This window comes from Pseudomonas sp. AS2.8, from assembly GCF_014190935.1.
Lineage (GTDB): Bacteria > Pseudomonadota > Gammaproteobacteria > Pseudomonadales > Pseudomonadaceae > Chryseomonas.
In genome coordinates this window covers 22,099-41,036 of record NZ_JACHVV010000002.1, presented here as the reverse complement: position 1 = coordinate 41,036, position 18,938 = coordinate 22,099, and the positions used below count along the sequence as shown (strand labels likewise).

Genomic DNA, 18,938 nt, shown 5'->3' with positions numbered 1-18,938 from the left:
TACAAGGTTTAGCCTGAATGACCCCTACCGATCCACACCTGTTTGGCCGCCAGATCTTCCACGTCTCCCGTGCCTGGCGCGCCGAACTCGACCGGCGCCTGAGTCATCTGGGGCTGTCTCAGGCGCGTTGGCAGGTATTGCTGAACCTGGCCCGGATGAAGGGTGTCCAGCCTACCCAGCGTGAACTCGCCCAGAGCATCAGCATCGAGGGTCCGACCCTGGCACGGTTGCTGGACGGCCTGGAAAAGCAGGGTCTGGTCAAGCGTCTGGCGGTCACCGAGGACCGTCGCGCCAAGCGCATCATGCTGACCCAGGAAGCCGGTCCGCTGATCGAGAAGATCGAGACCATCGCCGAGGCCCTGCGCAAGGAGCTGCTCAGCGGCCTCGACGATGAAGAGATCGCCATCTGCCAGCAGGTGCATCAGCGCGTCCTGGCCAATCTGGAGCGCGGCTGACCGCCGTCCGGCGGGTGGGGTCGCCCGGCTTCCTCCATCCAGTCCCAGGGCTGGATCTGGCCGGAGCGTCTGGCATCGCTGCTGGCGCTCCACGCCATCCACGGCCGCTTTTTCGCGCGCACGGCCATCGGTTTGCCGTCTGTCGGTATCGATGCTACGTTCCAGCGTAGCGGAGGCGATTTTTGTGAGCCACCACGCTAAAACACCGGTTTCCTCGAATACCTGACGCAGCGGTATCCATGGTCGCGAAACGCCGTCCCCTTGCCTTTGTCATTCTGTCGGCCGCCGCGCTGACCTCTCTTCCTCAAGCGGCGTTCGCGCTCGGCCTGGGGGGCATCACCCTGCAGTCTTCGCTCAACGAACCTCTGCGCGCGCGGATCGAGTTGGTCAACATCGGCGATGCCGACGCCGAGGATTTCCGCATTCATCTGGCGGCGAACGAGGCCTTTGCCCAGGCCGGAGTGGATCGCACCCAGTTCCTTGACGATCTGAAGTTCACTCCGCACCTGCGCACGGCGGCGGGCAGCTATGTCGAGGTGACCTCGCGCCGCTCACTGGTCGAGCCCTATCTGGGCTTCATCGTTCAGCTGGAACAGCCGGGCGGCAAGCAGCTGCGCGAGTTCACCCTGCTGGTGGATCCGCCGCGCAGCGGGGGCGCGCCGACCAGCGTCGCCAGTACCGCACCGGCGCGCGGCCAGGCTGCACCCGCGCGCGCCGCCGTCCCGGCCTCCGAGCCGGGGGTCCGCCAAACCGTGCCTGCAGCGCGCCAGGGGCTGGCACCCTCGCCAGACCTGGCCGCCGGGGAGGGCGTCTACCAGACGCGTCCCAGGGACACCCTCTGGAGCATCGCCAAGCGCCTGGGGCCCATGGCCAATCGATCGGCCGAGCAGCTCATGGCCGATCTGTTCGCCCTCAATCCGGCGTCCTTCGCCAACAATGATCCCGGCCGGCTCAAGGCCGGTCAGCGCCTGCGCCTGCCCGTAGGTGTCAGCGAGCCTGCGCCGCGGCAGCCGGTGGTGGCCAAGACCACGCCGCCCGCGCCCAGCCCGGTACCTGCCGCACCGGTGGCGATGGCGCCCGCCCTGGCACCTGCGCCTGTTGCGCCCGCGCCTGCCGCGGCGCCCGTCGCTGCGCCGGCACCGGCAACCGAGTCGGTGGCGCCCCCCGTAGCGGCGCCGCAGCCTGCCGGAAGCGCCGCCGAAGACACCAAGCCCCTGCTGGTGACCCAGGATCTCGGGCGTCAGGTCGGCGATCTGGAGGGCCAGCTCACCCAGCTGCAGGAGCGTTACGACGCGCTGCTGGCGCAGAAAGAGGTGATGATCGAGCAGCTCCAGCAGGATCGTGAAGGTCTGCAGCAGCAATTGAAGCAGGCGCGCTCGGTGGCCCTGGCCACGCCGGCGCCCGCCCCCGTGACGCCGGCACCGGAGAGCCCTGCCGTTCAGGCGGCGCCCGTCGCCTCCAGTCCTGCCGCGGGCGGCGCCGACGAGGGTCTTTTGTCGCTGCGCTCGCTGTTGTTGGCGGGTGGCGCGGCCCTGCTGGCCCTGGCCGGTGTGCTCTGGTGGCGCCGGCGGCAGGCGGAAGACGTCGCCTTCGACGACGCGGATGAAGTCGAGCGCGTCGAGATGGTCGAGCCCTTGCCCGAGCCTGTGCTGGCCGCGACCCAGCCGGTGGTGGCCAAGACCAGGGCCAAGCCCGCGGCCGTCGCCGCCAGTCCGGCGCCGGTCGACGATCATGCCGGTCGCGCGGAAATCTACATCGCCTATGGTCGCTATGGCCAGGCGCGGGAAGTGCTGGAAAGCGGTCTGGCCGAAGATGATCGGCGTCAGGATCTGCGGCTGCTGCTGCTCCGGGTGCTGGCCACTCTCGGCGAAGCTCCGGCATTCAGGGAGCACGAGCAGCGTTTTCTGGCGCTGGGAGGCGTAGCGGCGAGTCTGGCGGTGCTGCATGCCCAGTTTCCCGGGATGTCCGCCGATCCGGTGGAGCCCCTGCTGGAGGATGATCTGGATCTCGACCTGCCAGCCTTCGATGCGCCGGCCAGTGAATGGTCGGCGGAGTTGCAATTCGCCGAGCCGGCGGTACCCGCGCCGGTCACCGAAGAGCACTACGATCTGGATCTGGCGGATCTGAGTCTGGATGAAGCCATCGCCTTGACCGAAGAGCTGGACGCCGATTCCGGGTGGAAGCAGGTCGATGCCCTGGAAGTCACCCTGGAAGACGACTTCCCCGAAGGTCTGGGCGAGTTGCCGGCGGTCATGGAGCTGGACCTGAGTCTCGACGAGCACTTCATGGCCGATGCCATCGCCCGGCGGTTTGCCGAGGCCGAGGCCTGTCTCGACCAGGGCGACGTCCAGCACGCCACCTCGCTGCTGCAGGAAATCGTCAGCGAAGGCAGCGACAGTCAGCGCGAGCGGGCCGAGATCCTGCTGTCCCGCATCGCCTGATCAGAAGCTGTTGCCCAGGTTGATGTAGAAGGCGTGCTCGCCCTGGTCGCTCAGGCCATAGGTGAATCTGAGCGGTCCCAGTGGCGTGTCCAGCCCGAGGAACAGGCTGGCCGCACTGATGTTGCCGCTGTCGTAGTCGTCATCCCGATTCCAGATGCGTCCCTGTTCCAGGCTGCCGCCCAGATAGACCGGGGTGTCCAGCGGGAAGAGGGAGCGCTGGGTGAGCTGGTGGTAGTAGATCAGCCGCGCCAGGCCGTAGTTCTGGCCGGACAGGGCATCCTGACGATAGCCCGAAAGCTGCCAGGCGCCTCCCAGCAGAAAGCTGCTGGTCACCACGTTGGTGTCGTTGTCCGTCGACAGAGTGCGCCCCAGGCCGCCCCCCAGCACGAAGGTGTTGTAGCCATAGCTGAGCGCCTTGTTCAGGTGCAGGTCCAGCTGACGGTAGCGCGAGTCCGAACCCAGGCTCGGATCGAACTGCTTGAGCGTCAACGCCAGGTCCTGGCCCTCCCGCGGGAAGTTCACGTCGTCCAGGTCGTCCAGCGAATAGCGCAATTCGTAGAAGCCTTCGGTAAAGGATTCCTCCGGCGTGTCGCGCGGTCCGACATGCACCTTGGTACTGCCCCAGTCATGGCCGATGCCCAGGCGCACCTCCGCCTTGTTGCCGATCTGCCGGCCCACGTTGAGACCGAAGCCATAGCGCTCGCGCCGGTATTCGGCGATGGGATCGTTGCGCTCCAGTTGTTCGATGTTGCGTGCCTCGCCGCCGACGTAGGGGGCGATGAAGTAGCGTGAGCCGACATCCAGTGGCTGATAGAACTCGCTATAGAGCTCTTGGTGATCGCCGATCTGCATCCGGGTCAGCCACTCGCCGCCCAGGCGGTTGAGGCCGTTGATGCGATAGCTGGCACCGAAGTTGAAGGCGCTGTCGCCCCGCAGGTCGTCCGACAGGTTCAGGCCCAGTCGCAGGAAGTCCGTACCGCTGCGCTTGCCGCGGGCATAGATCACCAGCACGTTGTCGCCAGGGCCGTCCCGGCGGATGCGGTATTCCACCTGGTCGAAGTAATCCAGCCCGTAGAGGGTGCTCATGTCGTCCTGTAGGCGCTCGACATTGAGGGGTTCGCCCAGGCGCTGGCGGATGTAGTGACGAATGACTTCGTCTTCGACCTTGGAGTCGTTCTCGATGCGAATGGCGTCGATGACCGGCGTCCGGCTGCTGGGGGCACGGGCAGCTGCTACGGCTGTGGAGCGCTCGCTTTTCGCGTCCTTGCGCAACACTGCCAATTCGCTTGCCATGGCCATGGTCGCCCGATAGCCGGCATCGATCAGCGCCCTGACCTCGCTGAAGTCGGCGCTGGTGTAGCTGGCCAGCGGCGGCTGGATCAGCAGGTCCTGCTTGCCCAGGGTCGCCAGCTGCGCCTGGGAGTTGTTGCGGGTCATCAGGGTGGTGGACTGATTGAGCACGTCCAGCACCGTAGTCAGGTCCCTGCGCTTGAGCAGCGGGGTACCGATGTCCACCACCACCACCCGTTGCGCGCCCATGTCCCGCGCCACGTCGATGGGGATGTTGTCGACCATGCCGCCATCCACCAGCAGCCGGCCGTCGATCTCCACCGGAGCGAACACCGCCGGAATCGACATGCTGGCGCGAATGGCCCGGGGCAGGTGGCCATGATCGAAGACCACCTTCTCGCCGGTGGTGATGTCCGTGGCCACGGCGCGAAAGGGGATGGCCAACTGGTTGAAGTTTCGGGTATCGCTGGTATGCACGAACAGCTTTTCCAGCATCATCCCCAGGTTCTGGCCCTGGATCACCCCGATGGGCAGGCCCAGGGTGCCGTCATCCCGAAAGCTGAGCTTCTGCTTGACCAGGAAATCCCGGTCGTCCTGCTTGCGCCGAAAGGGCACGTCCTTGCGTGGCGGCTGGTCGGACAGCACCTGCCCCCAGTCCATGTCCAAGGCGATGCGTCCCAGTTCCTCGGCACTGTAGCCGGCGGCATAGAGACCGCCGATCACCGCGCCCATGCTGGTGCCGGCGATGGCGTCGACTTGGATGCCCTGTTCTTCCAGGGCCTTCAGCACGCCGATATGCGCCAGCCCCCGGGCAGCTCCACCGGACAGCACCAGGCCGACCTTGGGCGGCGGTGCACTCCAGGCCAGGGCGGACAGGAGAAGGCAGGCTACCAGTAGCAACAGGCGCATAGGACGGACCACATGGCGGACGGGATCGGGGGCTGCGTATTATAGGGAGCCCAGGCCTTGCGAGGTGTACCGTGGCGGACGCCAGACCTATCATCACGATCCACTATTGCACCCAGTGCCAGTGGCTGCTGCGCTCGGGCTGGCTGGCCCAGGAACTGCTCAGCACCTTTGGTACCGATCTGGGCGGGGTGACGTTGCTACCGGGAACCGGCGGCGTGTTCGAGATCGCCTGTGGCGAAGAGGTGCTCTGGGAGCGGAAGAGGGATGGCGGCTTTCCCGATGCCCGGGCGCTGAAGAACCGGGTCAGGAACCTGCTGTTTCCGGAACGCGATCTGGGGCACAGCGAAGGACGGCGGCGCGAAGGGGGAGATGGCGCCCCCGAAGGGGCGTGAGATCAGGCTTCCGTACTGACCGTATCCCGCACATCAAGGGTATTGGTGGCCGGCGCAGCGACGGGTGCGCTCACTTCGGCCGCGCGAATCTCGACCGCGTGCAGGCCCTTGGGACCCTGAACGATATTGAAGTTGACCGCCTGGCCCGCCTTCAGCGTGCGGTAACCGTCCATCTGAATGGCCGAGTAATGAGCGAATAGGTCTTCATCACTGTTATCTGCAACGATGAAGCCATATCCTTTGGCGTTGTTGAACCATTTGACCTTGCCACTGAGCATACCGGCTCCCTCTGCAAAGGACTCCAAGCCTGGAGTATCATTCGACTACAGTTCCAGTGAATCCACACAGACGCCACTACAACGGAACCCTTGGTACCTCGTCGGGTACAGGATGTTTGTAACACCCTTTCAGCCTTAGTCAAGGCAAGGCAATAGGCGGCTGAGACGTGGATCAAGCTCTTTTTTTCCTGCTATTCATCCCGTAATTCGGAATCGATCAGAATGCGTGTAATCGACCCCATCCGACTGGCGGCGGACGACAGCGAACATCAGGACGGCGACAACGGCGGCCTGGCGGTGCAGGAGGCAAAACCTGCACTAAAACGGCCAGCCAGATACCGAGTTCTGATGTATAACGATGACTACACCCCGATGGAGTTCGTCGTCGAGGTGCTGGAACGCTACTTCAGCATGAACCGCGAAGCGGCTACCCAGGTGATGCTCACTGTGCATACTCAGGGAAAGGCAGTCTGCGGAACATTTACTCGCGATGTCGCTGAAACCAAGGCCATGCAAGTCAATCAATATGCCAGGGAGTGCAACCACCCGCTGCTGTGTGAAATCGAAATCGAAAGTTAGATCTGTGCTGCTTGGGCTACTGTGCTGCTTGGGCTATGAGGTGAAGCTATGTTGAATCGTGAGCTCGAAGTCACCCTGAATCTCGCCTTCAAGGAGGCGAGGACGAAGCGTCATGAATTCATGACCGTTGAGCACCTCCTGCTGGCGCTGCTGGACAATGAAGCGGCGGCCACCGTGTTGAGAGCCTGCGGCGCCAACATCGATCGCCTGCGGCGCGATCTGTTGGAATTCATAGATTCCACCACGCCTCTGATCCCACAGCAGGACGACGAGCGCGAAACCCAGCCGACGCTGGGTTTCCAGCGTGTCCTCCAGCGTGCGGTCTTCCACGTGCAGAGCTCGGGCAAGCGCGAAGTGACCGGGGCCAACGTCCTGGTCGCCATCTTCAGCGAGCAGGAAAGCCAGGCGGTGTTCCTGCTCAAGCAGCAGAGCGTGGCGCGGATCGACGTTGTCAATTTCATCGCGCATGGCATCTCCAAGGTGCCAGGGGCAGCACCCGAAGCCGAACAGGATCAGGACGCTGCCGAGGAGGAGGGTGCCGAACCCAGCTCTTCCAACAACCCGCTCGAAGCCTACGCCAGCAACCTCAACGAGCAGGCTCGTCAGGGTCGTATCGATCCGCTGGTGGGACGTGAATCGGAAGTCGAGCGCGTCGCCCAGATCCTCGCCCGGCGCCGCAAGAACAACCCGCTGCTGGTGGGCGAGGCCGGCGTCGGCAAGACCGCCATCGCCGAAGGCCTGGCCAAACGCATCGTCGACGGTCAGGTCCCCGACCTGCTGGCCGACAGCGTGGTCTATTCCCTCGATCTCGGCGCGCTGCTGGCCGGTACGAAGTACCGCGGCGATTTCGAAAAGAGATTCAAGGCCCTACTGGCCGAGCTGAAGAAGCGGCCCCATGCCGTGCTCTTCATCGACGAGATCCACACCATCATCGGTGCCGGTGCCGCCTCGGGCGGGGTAATGGATGCTTCCAACCTGCTCAAGCCGCTGCTGTCCTCGGGTGAAATCCGCTGCATCGGCTCGACCACCTTCCAGGAATTCCGCGGCATCTTCGAAAAGGACCGGGCACTGGCTCGGCGCTTCCAGAAGGTCGATGTCGTCGAGCCTTCGGTCGATGATACCTACGGCATCCTGCGTGGCCTCAAGGGGCGCTTCGAACAGCATCACCACATCGAATACACCGACGAGGCGCTGCGTGCAGCAGCCGAGCTGGCCGCTCGCTACATCAACGACCGGCACATGCCCGACAAGGCCATCGACGTCATCGACGAAGCCGGCGCCTATCAGCGCCTGCAGCCCGAAGATCGGCGTGCCGAGCGCATCGACGTGCAGCAGGTCGAAGACATCGTCGCCAAGATCGCGCGGATCCCCCCCAAGACCGTCAACAGTTCCGACAAGGAGCTGCTGCGCAACCTGGAGCGCGACCTCAAGCTGACCGTCTTCGGTCAGGACCTGGCCATCGAATCCCTGTCCACCGCCATCAAGCTGTCCCGTGCCGGTTTGAAATCACCGGACAAGCCGGTTGGCTCCTTCCTCTTCGCTGGTCCTACCGGGGTGGGCAAGACCGAGGTGGCCCGGCAGCTGGCCAAGGCCATGGGCGTCGAGCTGGTGCGCTTCGACATGTCCGAGTACATGGAGCGGCATACCGTGTCCCGCCTGATCGGTGCGCCTCCCGGCTATGTCGGTTTCGACCAGGGCGGCCTGCTGACCGAAGCCATCACCAAGACGCCGCACTGCGTGCTGCTGCTCGATGAGATCGAGAAGGCGCACCCCGAGGTGTTCAACCTGCTGCTGCAGGTCATGGACCATGGCACCCTGACGGACAACAACGGTCGCAAGGCCGACTTCCGCAACGTGATCCTGATCCTGACCACCAACGCCGGCGCGGAAACCGCATCCCGTGCCTCCATCGGCTTCACGCTGCAGGATCACACCACGGATGCCATGGAAGTCATCAAGAAGAGCTTCACGCCCGAGTTCCGCAACCGTCTGGATACCATCATCCAGTTCGGCCGCCTGAGCACGGAAGTCATCAAGAGCATCGTCGACAAGTTCCTCACCGAACTGCAGGCACAGCTCGAAGACAAGCGTGTCCAGCTCGAAGTCACGGACGCGGCCCGCAGCTGGCTGGCAGAGCGTGGCTATGACGTACAGATGGGGGCTCGTCCCATGGCGCGGCTCATCCAGGACAAGATCAAGCGGCCGCTGGCCGAGCAGATCCTGTTCGGTGACCTGGCCGACCATGGCGGTATCGTCCACATCGATGCGGTGAACGACGAACTGGAATTCGAGTTCGAGACCACGGCCGAACCTGCCTGAGGGCAGGTCGCGACTTACAATCGCTCATGAAAAAGCCCGGCATTGCCGGGCTTTTTCATGAAAGGATTCGCTTAACGCGCGCGGTAAGTGATCCGGCCCTTGCTCAGATCGTAAGGCGTCAGCTCCACGCGAACCTTGTCGCCCGTCAGGATGCGGATGTAATTCTTACGCATCTTTCCGGAGATGTGCGCGGTGACGACGTGCCCATTTTCCAACTCCACGCGAAACATGGTGTTGGGCAGGGTGTCGACGACAGTACCTTCCATTTCGAAGCTGTCTTCTTTCGACATATATAGAAAAGCCCTCGGTGACAAGATAGGCCCAGAGCAGTCCGGGCGAAAAAGGCCCATATTCTGACAGAAATTCAGAAAAAGCGCTATTTCATCAGGCCAGGGCGACCCAGCGCTGATTGACGAAGAGCTCGATGGGGCGATACTCGGTCTTATAGGACATCTTGCGACACCCTTTGATCCAGTAACCGAGATAAACCGCATCGAGGCCGAGGCGGCGGGTTTCGGCGATCTGCCAGAGGATGCCGAATACGCCCAGGCTGCGCTTTTCTTCGCTGGGGTCGTAGAAGGTGTAGACCGCCGACATGCCATTGGGCAGCACATCGGTCACCGCGATGCCGATCAGGCGGTCCTCGACGCGCATCTCGTAGAAGAAGGCGTAGGGCAGGTGGCTGACCAGGAAGGTGGAGAACTGGCCTCGGCTCGGCGGGAACATGTCGCCATCGGCATGGCGTTCGCTGATGTAGCGTGCGTAGAGCTGATAGCGCTCTTCGGTGAAGCCCGGGTCGCAACGCGTGACCTTGATGTCGAGATTGCGCTTGAGCACGCGCGTCTGTTTGCGGCTGGGACGAAAGCGGGTGACGGGGATGCGGGCGGGAACGCAGGCTTTGCAGAGCTGGCAGTGGGGGCGGTAGAGGTGATCGCCGCTGCGGCGGAAGCCCAGTTCGGACAGCTCGGCGTAGATCTGGCCGTTCATGGGTTGCGAGGGGTCGAGAAACAGCGTGGTCGCCTGCTCGTTGGGCAGGTAACTGCAAGCGTGAGGCTGGGTTGCGTAAAACTTGAGTCTCGCCAGCTCGGTCATGTCGAATCTCTACATAAGCCTGGCTTGAGTGTAAGTCACCCGCGGAAGGTAGGCCAGGCGGCCATTCTGGCCTGATCCAGGTATTTGGCCAGGTATTCGGCAAAGCGTTCCCGGGACAGACTGCTCGCGCCAAGACTCTCCAGATGCGCGGTTTGCATCTGGCAGTCGATCATCACGAAACCCCAGGCGGCCAGGTCCCGCACCAGGGTCACGAAGCCGATCTTGGACGCGTTGTCGGCATGGCTGAACATCGACTCGCCAAAGAACAGCTTGCCCATGGCGATGCCGTAGAGACCGCCGACGAGCTGGTCGCCGTCCCAGACTTCCACGGAATGAGCCCAGCCCTGGGCGTGCAGTTCCTGGTAGGCCTGGCGCATCTCCAGGGTGATCCAGGTGCCGTCGGCATCGCGTCGCGGACCGGCGCAGGCCTGGATCACCCTGGCGAAGGCCTGATCGTAGGTGACGCGCAGCGGCGTCTTGCGCAGGGTCTTCGCCAGGCTGCGGGAGACGTGCAGGTCCGGCGGGAAAAGCACCGTACGGGGATCCGGCGACCACCAGAGCAATGGCTGGCCGGCCTGGTACCAGGGAAAGCAGCCGTGACGATAGGCGCCGATCAGGCGTGCCGCGCTCAGGTCGCCGCCGATGGCCAGGAGGCCGTTGGGTTCGCGCAGCGCCTGCTGCAGGGGCGGGAAGTCAGGGCTTTCGCGGGTCAGCCATTTCACCATGGTAGGGGAGGGCGCCTTCTGATGGGTGGAGCCGAAGGGGTGCGGCTTGTGCGTAACAAGCTCAAGAAATCGTCATAACTCTTTGTCAGGACAACGAAAGAATGCTCCAATGTTGTGCCTGAAGGCGGTTCCGGTACGGCCGTCCGCTATCGTGCCATGTTTCGCCGCGGGACTGTAGAAGCAGGGCCCGGGCGATCTAGAATGGCGCACTGTTTTTGATTCACGGTCACACGTTCCGTGTGCGGGAAAAGCGCGCTTGAAGCAATCCAGTTCTGTCAGCCACGTCAACCAATGGCGTGAGCATCTGCATTATCGTCTCAAGGAGGTGGTGCTCATCGCACTGGCCGCCTTGTGCCTGTATCTGCTCATGGCTCTGCTGAGCTACGACCCCTCCGATCCGGGCTGGACCCACACCAGCCGCATCGATCAGGTCCATAACACCGCGGGCCGCGCCGGCGCCTGGCTGGCTGACGTGCTGTTCATGGCGCTCGGTTATTTCGCCTTCGTGTTCCCCGTCCTGCTCGCCGTCAAGACCTGGCAGATCTTCCGCAAGCGGCACCTGCCCTGGGAATGGAGCGGCTGGCTGTTTTCCTGGCGGCTGACCGGCCTGGTCCTGCTGGTGATCTCGGGCTCGGTACTGGCCTATATCCATTTCCATGCCGTCTCGGCGCTGCCGGCGTCCGCTGGCGGCGCGCTGGGCGAGAGCCTGGGGCAGCTGTCGGTCGCCGCCCTCAATGTCCAGGGCAGCACGCTGCTGTTCCTCGCGCTCTTCCTGCTGGGATTGACCGTCTTCACCGACCTGTCCTGGTTCAAGGTGATGGATTTCACCGGCAAGGTCGTACTCGACCTGCTGGACCTGGTGCAGGGTGGCTTCAGTCGCCTGGCCGGCGGGCGCCGTCAGGCTCCGGAACTGGACGTCTTCGACGAGCCGGTGTCGCCGCCGGTTGCGCGCAAGAGCAAGGCCCGCGAGGTACCGATTCCGGTCGCCGACGAAGACCTCGACGACCTGCTCGACATCGCGCCCCCACCACGGGTGGAACGTGCGGCGCCGCGCATCGAGATGCCCGCGCCCAGTCGCTTCGTCGCCGAAGCGCCCGAGTCCGCGCCGGTGGCCGCTGCGCCTGTCGCAGCGCCGGCCAGTGTCGCCGTGGTGTCCGCGCCGCCGCCGCGCAAGGCAGCGCCAGCCCCTGCCCCCGCGCCCTATTCGCCGGCGGCTGCGGTGGTCCGGGTCGATGCGGATCTGGAAGGTACGCTGCCGCCGCTGTCGATCCTGGATCGCGCCGAGAAGAAGCAGCAGAGCTATTCGCCGGAATTCCTCGAAAACATGTCGCGCCTGCTCGAGGTCAAGCTCAAGGAGTTCGGCGTCGAGGTGATCGTGGAGAGCGTTCATCCCGGTCCGGTGATCACCCGCTTCGAGATTCAGCCGGCGGCGGGCGTCAAGGTCAGCCGCATTTCCAACCTGGCCAAGGACCTGGCGCGTTCGCTCGCCGTGTTCAGCGTCCGGGTGGTGGAAGTCATTCCCGGCAAGACTACCGTGGGTATCGAGATTCCCAACGAGGATCGCCAGATGGTGCGCTTCTCCGAGGTCCTCGAGTCGCCCGAGTACGCGGCGGCCAAGTCGCCCGTCACCCTAGCCCTGGGTCACGACATCGGTGGCAAGCCGGTCATCACCGACCTGGCCAAGATGCCGCACCTGCTGGTGGCCGGTACCACGGGTTCCGGTAAGTCGGTGGGCGTGAACGCCATGCTCTTGTCGATCCTGTTCAAGTCGAGCCCGGAAGACGCTCGCCTGATCATGATCGATCCCAAGATGCTGGAGCTCTCGATCTACGAGGGCATTCCGCACCTGCTCTGCCCGGTGGTCACCGACATGAAGGAAGCCGCCAACGCCCTGCGCTGGAGCGTGGCGGAGATGGAGCGGCGCTACAAGCTGATGGCGGCCATGGGCGTGCGTAACCTGGCCGGCTTCAACCGCAAGGTGAAGGATGCCGAGGAGGCGGGTACGCCGCTGACCGATCCGCTCTATCGTCGCGAGAGCATGGACGACGAGGCACCGCTGCTGAAGACGCTGCCGACCATCGTGGTGGTGGTGGACGAATTCGCCGACATGATGATGATCGTCGGCAAGAAGGTCGAAGAGCTGATCGCGCGGATCGCGCAGAAGGCGCGGGCGGCAGGCATCCATCTGATCCTGGCTACCCAGCGTCCCTCCGTGGACGTCATTACCGGTCTGATCAAGGCCAACATCCCCACGCGGATGGCCTTCCAGGTATCGAGCAAGATCGACTCCCGGACCATTCTCGACCAGGGCGGCGCCGAACAGCTGCTCGGACACGGTGACATGCTCTATCTACCGCCGGGCACCGGCCTGCCGATCCGCGTCCATGGCGCCTTCGTGTCCGACGACGAGGTCCATCGCGTCGTCGAGGCCTGGAAGGAGCGCGGCGCCCCCGACTACATCGAAGACATCCTCAGCAGTCCGGACGAGGGCGGTGGTGCGGGCTTCGACGGTGGCAGCGGCGAAGGTGGCGACAGCGACGAGGACGATCCGCTCTATGACGAGGCCGTGCGCTTCGTCACCGAGAGTCGTCGGGCCTCCATCTCCGCGGTCCAGCGCAAGCTCAAGATCGGTTACAACCGGGCGGCACGGATGATCGAAACCATGGAAATGGCCGGTGTCGTATCGCCCATGAACACCAACGGCTCGCGCGAGGTCACAGCGCCTGCTCCGGTGAGAGACTGACATCCATGAGGACCTCGATGCACAAGCTGCGTTGCTTCGCCCTGGCCGCCCTGGCTGCCGTAAGCTTTTCCGCCCATGCCGATCAGGCGTCCGTGGGTCGCCTGTCGCAACTGCTGGACAAGGCCCAGACCCTGACCGCACGCTTTTCGCAGCTGACCCTTGATGGCTCGGGTACCCGCCTGCAGGAAACCGCCGGCAACATGAGCCTCAAGCGTCCCGGGCTATTCCGCTGGCATTCCGATGCGCCCCAGGAGCAACTGCTGGTGTCCGACGGCAAGCAGGTCTGGCTGTACGACCCGGACCTGGAGCAGGTCACCATCCGCAAGCTGGACCTGCGGCTGACCCAGACGCCGGCGCTGCTCTTGTCGGGTGATATTTCCAAGATCGAAAGCAGTTTCGATGTGACCAGCAAGGATGCCGGCAACGTCGTCGACTTCGTGCTCAAGCCCAAGACCAAGGACACCCTGTTCGACAGCCTGCGGCTGTCGTTCCGCAACGGCGTGATCAACGACATGCAGTTGATCGACGGTGCCGGTCAGAGAACCAACATCCTCTTCTTCAACGTCAAGCTCAACGAGCCGGTGGCCGCGTCCCAGTTCACCTTCCAGGTGCCCAAGGGAGCCGACGTCATCCAGGAGTGATCGCACCCCATGGATCTCTTCAGCGCCGCACCCGTCGGGCAGCCCTTGGCTGCCCGCATGCGTCCCGAGACCCTCGATGAATACGCGGGTCAGCAACACCTGCTGGCGCGGGGCAAGCCCCTGCGCGAGGCGCTGGAGCAAGGCGCGCTGCATTCGATGATCTTCTGGGGGCCGCCAGGGGTGGGCAAGACCACCCTGGCGCGGCTGCTCGCCCAGGTTTCCGATGCCCATTTCGAAACGCTGTCGGCGGTGCTTTCCGGGGTCAAGGAGATCCGCCATGCGGTGGAGGTGGCCAAGCAGCAGGCTGCCCAGTATCGCCGTCGCACCATCCTCTTCGTCGACGAGGTGCATCGCTTCAACAAGTCGCAGCAGGATGCCTTCCTGCCCTATGTCGAAGACGGCACCCTGATCTTCATCGGGGCGACCACCGAGAATCCCTCCTTCGAGCTCAACAACGCGCTGCTCTCGCGGGCGCGGGTCTATGTGCTCAAGAGTCTGGACGACGAGGCCCTTGGCGGCCTGGCACGCCGCGCCCTGACCAGCGCCAAGGGCCTCGGCGAGCGACGGCTGAGCCTGCCCGACGATGCGCTGGCGCTGCTGCTGGCTGCCGCCGACGGCGATGGCCGGCGATTGCTCAATCTGCTGGAGAATGCCGCGGACCTGGCCGAGGACGGTGGTGTCCTGGACGCCGAGCTGTTCCAGAGTCTGCTGGGTGATCAGCGCCGCCGCTTCGACAAGGGTGGCGAAGCCTTCTATGACCAGATCTCGGCGCTGCACAAGTCGGTGCGCGGCTCGAATCCCGATGGCGCCCTCTACTGGTTCGCGCGGATGATCGACGGCGGCTGCGATGCGCTGTACATCGCCCGGCGGGTGGTGCGCATGGCCAGCGAAGACATCGGCAACGCCGATCCGCGCGCCCTGAGCCTGTGCCTGGACGCCTGGGATGTCCAGGAGCGCCTGGGCAGTCCGGAGGGCGAGCTGGCCATTGCCCAGGCGATCGTCTATCTGGCCTGCGCGCCCAAGAGCAATGCCGTCTACATGGGCTACAAGGCCGCCCTGGCCGACGTGCGCCAGAACGGCTCGCGCGAGGTGCCGCTGCACCTGCGCAACGCGCCGACCAAGCTGATGAAGAACCTCGGCTACGGCGACGAATACCGCTATGCCCACGATGAACCGGAAGCCTATGCCGCAGGCGAGGACTACTTTCCCGAAGAACTCGAGCCGCGCCGCTACTATGAGCCGGTTCCCCGTGGGCTGGAGCTGAAGATCCGCGATAAACTGCAGCACCTGGCGGACCTCGACCGGTCCAGCCCGCGTCAGCGCCGGCGGCGTTCCTGACGCCGCCCGCGCGGCTGCCCCCATTCCTAAGCAAGAGACACGGACATGCTTGATTCGAAACTGGTTCGCACCCAAACCGAGGAGGTGGCCGCACGTCTGGCGACCCGTGGCTACGTCCTCGACGTCAGCCTGGTGGAGTCGCTGGAAGCTCGTCGCAAGGCCATGCAGACCCGCACCGAGACCCTGCAGGCCGAGCGCAATGCCCGCTCCAAGGGCATCGGTCAGGCCAAGGCGCGTGGTGAGGACATCGCACCGCTGCTGGCCGAGGTCGATCGCATGGGCAGTGAACTGGAAGAAGCCAAGCGCGAGCTGGATCTGGTCCAGGGCGAGCTGGATGCCCTGCTGCTGGGCCTGCCCAACCTGCCCGACGCCTCGGTGCCGGTCGGCAAGGACGAAGACGACAATGTCGAGGTTCGTCGCTGGGGCACGCCGCGTGACTTCGATTTCGAGATCAGGGACCACGTCGCCCTGGGCGAGACCCATGGCTGGCTGGACTTCGAGACCGCCGCACGCTTCTCCGGTGCCCGCTTCGCCGTGATGCGTGGCCCCATTGCGCGCCTGCACCGCGCCCTGGCGCAGTTCATGCTCAACCTGCACACCGGCGAGCACGGCTACGAAGAGACTTACACCCCCTACCTGGTGCAGGCCGAGACCCTGCAGGGCACCGGTCAGCTGCCCAAGTTCGAGGAAGACCTGTTCAAGATCGGCCGCGAAGGGGAGAGCGATCTCTACCTGATCCCCACCGCCGAGGTGACCCTGACCAATCTGGTCGCCGGCCAGATTCTCGACGCCAAGCGCCTGCCGCTGAAGTTCACCGCCCATACCCCCTGCTTCCGCAGCGAAGCCGGGGCCTCGGGTCGCGACACCCGCGGCATGATCCGTCAGCACCAGTTCGACAAGGTGGAGATGGTCCATATCGTCGAGCCGAGCACCTCCTTCCAGGCCCTGGAAGAACTGACCGGCCACGCCGAGACCGTCCTGCAGCGCCTGGAGCTGCCCTACCGGGTGCTGTCGCTGTGCACCGGCGACATGGGCTTCGGCGCTACCAAGACCTACGACCTGGAAGTCTGGGTGCCGAGCCAGGGCAAGTATCGCGAAATCTCGTCCTGCTCCAACTGCGGTGACTTCCAGGCGCGCCGCATGCAGGCCCGCTACCGCAACGCCGAGGGCAAGCCCGAGCTGGTGCACACCCTCAACGGCTCCGGCCTGGCCGTGGGTCGGACCCTGGTCGCCGTACTGGAGAATTACCAGCAGGCCGACGGCAGCATCCGCGTCCCCGAAGTGCTCAAGCCCTACATGGGTGGCCTCGAGGTCATCGGCTGATGGATTACCTGCCGCTCTTCCACAAGCTCGATGGCCGTCCGGTACTGGTGATCGGCGGAGGCGATATCGCCCTGCGCAAGAGCGTGCTGCTGGCCGAAGCCGGCGCCCGCATCACCCTGGTGGCGCCGGAGATCGAGCCGGAGGTACGCGCCTTCGTCGAGGCGCGGGGCGGCAGTTGCCGGGTCGAGCGCTATGCGGCTGGCCATCTCGCCGGGCATTGCCTGGTGATCGCGGCAACCGACGATGACGAGGTCAACGAGACGGTGTCCCACGACGCCCAGGCCCTGGGCCTGCCGGTCAATGCGGTGGATGCGCCGAAGCTGTGCACCGTGATCTTCCCGGCCATCGTCGATCGCTCGCCTCTGGTGATCGCCATTTCCAGCGGCGGTGACGCCCCGGTGCTGGCGCGTCTGGTGCGCGCCAAGCTGGAGAGCTGGATTCCGGCGACCTATGGCCAACTGGCGCAACTCGCCCAGCGCTTTCGCGCCCGGGTGAAGACGCGCTTCGCCGATCTGCAGGCACGGCGGATTTTCTGGGAAGAGGTGTTCCAAGGCGAGGTCGCGGAAAAGGTCTTTTCCGGCCAGCCCCAGGCTGCCGAGCAATTGCTGGAAGCCAAGCTGAGCAGCGAGACGGCCACCTTTCGCGGGGAGGTCTACCTGGTCGGCGCCGGTCCCGGTGATCCGGATCTGCTGACCTTCCGCGCCTTGCGGCTGATGCAGCAGGCCGATGTGGTGCTCTACGACCGGCTGGTGGCGCCGACCATCCTCGACATGTGCCGGCGCGATGCCGATCGCATCTATGTCGGCAAGCGTCGCGCCGAGCATGCGGTGCCCCAGGACGATCTCAATCGCCTGCTGGTCAAGCTGGCCCGGGAGGGCAAGCGGGTCCTGCGGCTGAAGGGAGGCGATCCCTTCATCTTCGGTCGCGGTGGCGAGGAGATCGAAGAGCTGGCGGCCGAAGGCATTCCCTTCCAGGTAGTGCCGGGCATCACCGCGGCCAGTGGCTGTGCGGCCTATGCCGGCATTCCCCTGACCCACAGGGACCATGCCCAGTCGGTGCGCTTCGTCACCGGCCACCTGAAGGATGGCTCGGCCGATCTGCCCTGGACCGATCTCGTGGCGCCGGGGCAGACCCTGGTGTTCTACATGGGCCTGGTGGGGCTGCCGACCATCTGCGCGCAACTCATTGCCCATGGCAAGGACCCGGCAACGCCGGCTGCGCTGGTGCAACAGGGCACCACGCTCAATCAGCGGGTGTTCACCGGTACCCTGCAGGACCTACCGCAACTGGTGGCCGAGCACGAGGTCCACGCGCCGACGCTGGTGATCGTCGGCGAAGTGGTGGCACTACGCGAGAAGCTGGCCTGGTTCGAAGGCGCCCAGACGACGGTCTGATCTCAGACCGCGCCCTGGATCCCGGAACCGCTCAGCGCCTCTCGGCCATGGGGCAGATCCAGCTCCAGGGCCGGTCCCTTGGGCACGATACCGGTCGGATTGATCTGCGCATGGCTGCCGTAGTAGTGGTGCTTGATGTGCTGGAAGTCCACGGTCTCGGCGATCCCCGGCCACTGATACAGCTCTCGCAGCCAGCCCTGTAGCGCCGGATAGTCCCGGATGCGCCGCAGGTTGCACTTGAAGTGGCCGTGATAGACGGCGTCGAAGCGAATCAGGGTGGTGAACAGCCGCCAATCGGCTTCGGTCAGCCATTCGCCGGTGAGATAGCGCTGGGTCTGCAGCAGCTTTTCCAGGTCGTCGAGGGTGGCGAAGACCTCGTCGAAAGCCTCTTCGTAGGCCTCCTGGGTGGTGGCGAAGCCAGCCCGGTAGACGCCGTTGTTGACCGTTGGATAGATACGGTCGTTGAGGGCATCGATGCGAGTGCGCAGGGCCTCCGGGTAGAGATCCAGGCGATTGCCGGTCAGCTCGTCGAAGGCGCCGTTGAACATGCGGATGATCTCGGCGGATTCGTTGCTGACGATGCGCTCCTCCTGGCGATCCCAGAGCACCGGCACCGTGACCCGCCCGGTGTAGTCGGCCTGGTCGCGCTGATAGAGCTGGTAGAGGCGCTCGAGGTGATAGAGGTCGTCACCGCTGGAGCCCCTGGTCAGGTCGAAGGTCCAGCCTTCCTCACGCATCAGCCAGCTGACCACCGAGACGCCGATCAGGTCTTCGAGGCCCTTGAGCTGGCGATAGATCAGGGTGCGGTGCGCCCAGGGACAGGCCAGGGACACATAGAGATGGTAGCGACCGGCCTCCGGGACATAGCGCGAGGCGCCTTGCGGAATGGCCTGCTCGGGGCGGGCGATCCAGTCCCGACGCTGGGCTTCTTCCCGTTTGAAATGGCCATCCTTGCCATTGTCATACCAGCGGTCCTGCCACTGTCCATCGACCAACAAGCCCATATCGTCATCCTCCGC

General features: G+C 64.6%; 16 protein-coding genes. 10 read left to right on the top strand and 6 right to left on the bottom strand.

Annotated features, from left to right (window positions below; genetic code table 11):
* Nucleotides 1–17: 17 nt before the first annotated feature.
* Nucleotides 18–455, top strand: coding sequence for a MarR family transcriptional regulator (locus FHR73_RS07125; RefSeq protein ID WP_007162293.1), 438 nt, complete (start codon nucleotides 18–20; stop codon nucleotides 453–455).
* A 239-nt stretch (nucleotides 456–694) separates the two neighbouring features.
* Complete coding sequence (locus FHR73_RS07120) at nucleotides 695–2,896, top strand: FimV/HubP family polar landmark protein (RefSeq protein WP_183630249.1); 2,202 nt, start codon at nucleotides 695–697, stop codon at nucleotides 2,894–2,896.
* Here FHR73_RS07120 and FHR73_RS07115 read toward each other — a convergent pair whose 3' ends face one another.
* Nucleotides 2,897–5,095 carry a patatin-like phospholipase family protein gene (locus FHR73_RS07115; RefSeq protein WP_183630248.1) on the bottom strand — a complete coding sequence of 733 codons (2,199 nt, stop codon included), beginning with the start codon at nucleotides 5,093–5,095 and terminating at the stop codon, nucleotides 2,897–2,899. It abuts the gene before it with no gap.
* A gap of 71 nt (nucleotides 5,096–5,166) precedes the next feature.
* Here FHR73_RS07115 and FHR73_RS07110 point away from each other — a divergent pair, with 71 nt between their 5' ends.
* Nucleotides 5,167–5,487 (top strand): SelT/SelW/SelH family protein, encoded by a 321-nt coding sequence (locus FHR73_RS07110; protein ID WP_183630247.1) that lies wholly within the window; start codon nucleotides 5,167–5,169, stop codon nucleotides 5,485–5,487.
* A 2-nt stretch (nucleotides 5,488–5,489) separates the two neighbouring features.
* Here the strand turns inward: FHR73_RS07110 and cspD are convergent, their stop codons facing one another.
* A complete protein-coding gene (gene cspD / locus FHR73_RS07105; RefSeq protein ID WP_183630246.1) occupies nucleotides 5,490–5,765 on the bottom strand; it encodes a cold shock domain-containing protein CspD in 276 nt (91 codons plus the stop codon).
* A 222-nt stretch (nucleotides 5,766–5,987) separates the two neighbouring features.
* On the opposite strand from cspD, the gene clpS reads away from it, so the two are divergent.
* Together clpS and clpA are read left to right on the top strand one after the other, a co-directional pair.
* Complete coding sequence (gene clpS / locus FHR73_RS07100; protein ID WP_183630245.1) at nucleotides 5,988–6,344, top strand: ATP-dependent Clp protease adapter ClpS; 357 nt, start codon at nucleotides 5,988–5,990, stop codon at nucleotides 6,342–6,344.
* Nucleotides 6,345–6,392: 48 nt separating this feature from the next.
* On the top strand, nucleotides 6,393–8,663 hold the full coding sequence (clpA, locus tag FHR73_RS07095; protein WP_133859226.1) for an ATP-dependent Clp protease ATP-binding subunit ClpA: 2,271 nt from the start codon (nucleotides 6,393–6,395) through the stop codon (nucleotides 8,661–8,663).
* A gap of 71 nt (nucleotides 8,664–8,734) precedes the next feature.
* On the opposite strand, the gene infA is transcribed toward clpA, so the two are convergent.
* The 3 genes from infA to aat all read right to left on the bottom strand — a co-directional run bounded on the left by infA (nucleotide 8,735) and on the right by aat (nucleotide 10,480).
* Nucleotides 8,735–8,953, bottom strand: a complete 219-nt coding sequence (gene infA, locus FHR73_RS07090; RefSeq protein ID WP_002553999.1) for a translation initiation factor IF-1 — start codon at nucleotides 8,951–8,953, stop codon at nucleotides 8,735–8,737.
* 94 nt (nucleotides 8,954–9,047) lie between these two features.
* Complete coding sequence (locus tag FHR73_RS07085) at nucleotides 9,048–9,755, bottom strand: arginyltransferase (protein ID WP_183630244.1); 708 nt, start codon at nucleotides 9,753–9,755, stop codon at nucleotides 9,048–9,050.
* Between the two features lie 35 nt (nucleotides 9,756–9,790).
* Nucleotides 9,791–10,480 carry a leucyl/phenylalanyl-tRNA--protein transferase gene (aat, locus tag FHR73_RS07080; RefSeq protein WP_183630243.1) on the bottom strand — a complete coding sequence of 230 codons (690 nt, stop codon included), beginning with the start codon at nucleotides 10,478–10,480 and terminating at the stop codon, nucleotides 9,791–9,793.
* A gap of 256 nt (nucleotides 10,481–10,736) precedes the next feature.
* Between aat and FHR73_RS07075 the strand changes: the two genes are divergently transcribed.
* The 5 genes from FHR73_RS07075 to cysG are packed head-to-tail and all read left to right on the top strand — an operon-like array spanning nucleotide 10,737 to nucleotide 17,919.
* On the top strand, nucleotides 10,737–13,223 hold the full coding sequence (locus FHR73_RS07075) for a DNA translocase FtsK (protein WP_183630242.1): 2,487 nt from the start codon (nucleotides 10,737–10,739) through the stop codon (nucleotides 13,221–13,223).
* Nucleotides 13,224–13,240: 17 nt separating this feature from the next.
* The gene (gene lolA, locus FHR73_RS07070; protein WP_007162303.1) at nucleotides 13,241–13,864 is read left to right on the top strand and encodes an outer membrane lipoprotein chaperone LolA; all 624 of its coding nucleotides are present in this window, start codon (nucleotides 13,241–13,243) and stop codon (nucleotides 13,862–13,864) included.
* A 9-nt stretch (nucleotides 13,865–13,873) separates the two neighbouring features.
* Nucleotides 13,874–15,202, top strand: coding sequence for a replication-associated recombination protein A (locus FHR73_RS07065; protein WP_183630241.1), 1,329 nt, complete (start codon nucleotides 13,874–13,876; stop codon nucleotides 15,200–15,202).
* A 45-nt stretch (nucleotides 15,203–15,247) separates the two neighbouring features.
* A complete protein-coding gene (serS, locus tag FHR73_RS07060) occupies nucleotides 15,248–16,525 on the top strand; it encodes a serine--tRNA ligase (RefSeq protein WP_183630240.1) in 1,278 nt (425 codons plus the stop codon).
* A complete protein-coding gene (gene cysG, locus FHR73_RS07055; RefSeq protein ID WP_183630239.1) occupies nucleotides 16,525–17,919 on the top strand; it encodes a siroheme synthase CysG in 1,395 nt (464 codons plus the stop codon). The genes serS and cysG overlap by 1 nt, the downstream gene beginning before the upstream one ends.
* A gap of 2 nt (nucleotides 17,920–17,921) precedes the next feature.
* Here cysG and FHR73_RS07050 read toward each other — a convergent pair whose 3' ends face one another.
* Nucleotides 17,922–18,923, bottom strand: a complete 1,002-nt coding sequence (locus FHR73_RS07050) for a glutathione S-transferase family protein (protein WP_183630238.1) — start codon at nucleotides 18,921–18,923, stop codon at nucleotides 17,922–17,924.
* Nucleotides 18,924–18,938: the final 15 nt, after the last annotated feature.

Bases quoted from the DNA above. Each gene is read 5' to 3' on its own strand.
- FHR73_RS07125 (WP_007162293.1), top strand. From the start codon at position 18: ATGACCCCTACCGATCCACACCTGTTTGGCCGCCAGATCTTCCACGTC.
- FHR73_RS07120 (WP_183630249.1), top strand. From the start codon at position 695: ATGGTCGCGAAACGCCGTCCCCTTGCCTTTGTCATTCTGTCGGCCGCC.
- FHR73_RS07115 (WP_183630248.1), bottom strand. From the start codon at position 5,095: ATGCGCCTGTTGCTACTGGTAGCCTGCCTTCTCCTGTCCGCCCTGGCC.
- cspD (WP_183630246.1), bottom strand. From the start codon at position 5,765: ATGCTCAGTGGCAAGGTCAAATGGTTCAACAACGCCAAAGGATATGGC.
- clpS (WP_183630245.1), top strand. From the start codon at position 5,988: ATGCGTGTAATCGACCCCATCCGACTGGCGGCGGACGACAGCGAACAT.
- clpA (WP_133859226.1), top strand. From the start codon at position 6,393: ATGTTGAATCGTGAGCTCGAAGTCACCCTGAATCTCGCCTTCAAGGAG.
- infA (WP_002553999.1), bottom strand. From the start codon at position 8,953: ATGTCGAAAGAAGACAGCTTCGAAATGGAAGGTACTGTCGTCGACACC.
- FHR73_RS07085 (WP_183630244.1), bottom strand. From the start codon at position 9,755: ATGACCGAGCTGGCGAGACTCAAGTTTTACGCAACCCAGCCTCACGCT.
- aat (WP_183630243.1), bottom strand. From the start codon at position 10,480: ATGGTGAAATGGCTGACCCGCGAAAGCCCTGACTTCCCGCCCCTGCAG.
- lolA (WP_007162303.1), top strand. From the start codon at position 13,241: ATGCACAAGCTGCGTTGCTTCGCCCTGGCCGCCCTGGCTGCCGTAAGC.
- FHR73_RS07065 (WP_183630241.1), top strand. From the start codon at position 13,874: ATGGATCTCTTCAGCGCCGCACCCGTCGGGCAGCCCTTGGCTGCCCGC.
- serS (WP_183630240.1), top strand. From the start codon at position 15,248: ATGCTTGATTCGAAACTGGTTCGCACCCAAACCGAGGAGGTGGCCGCA.
- cysG (WP_183630239.1), top strand. From the start codon at position 16,525: ATGGATTACCTGCCGCTCTTCCACAAGCTCGATGGCCGTCCGGTACTG.
- FHR73_RS07050 (WP_183630238.1), bottom strand. From the start codon at position 18,923: ATGGGCTTGTTGGTCGATGGACAGTGGCAGGACCGCTGGTATGACAAT.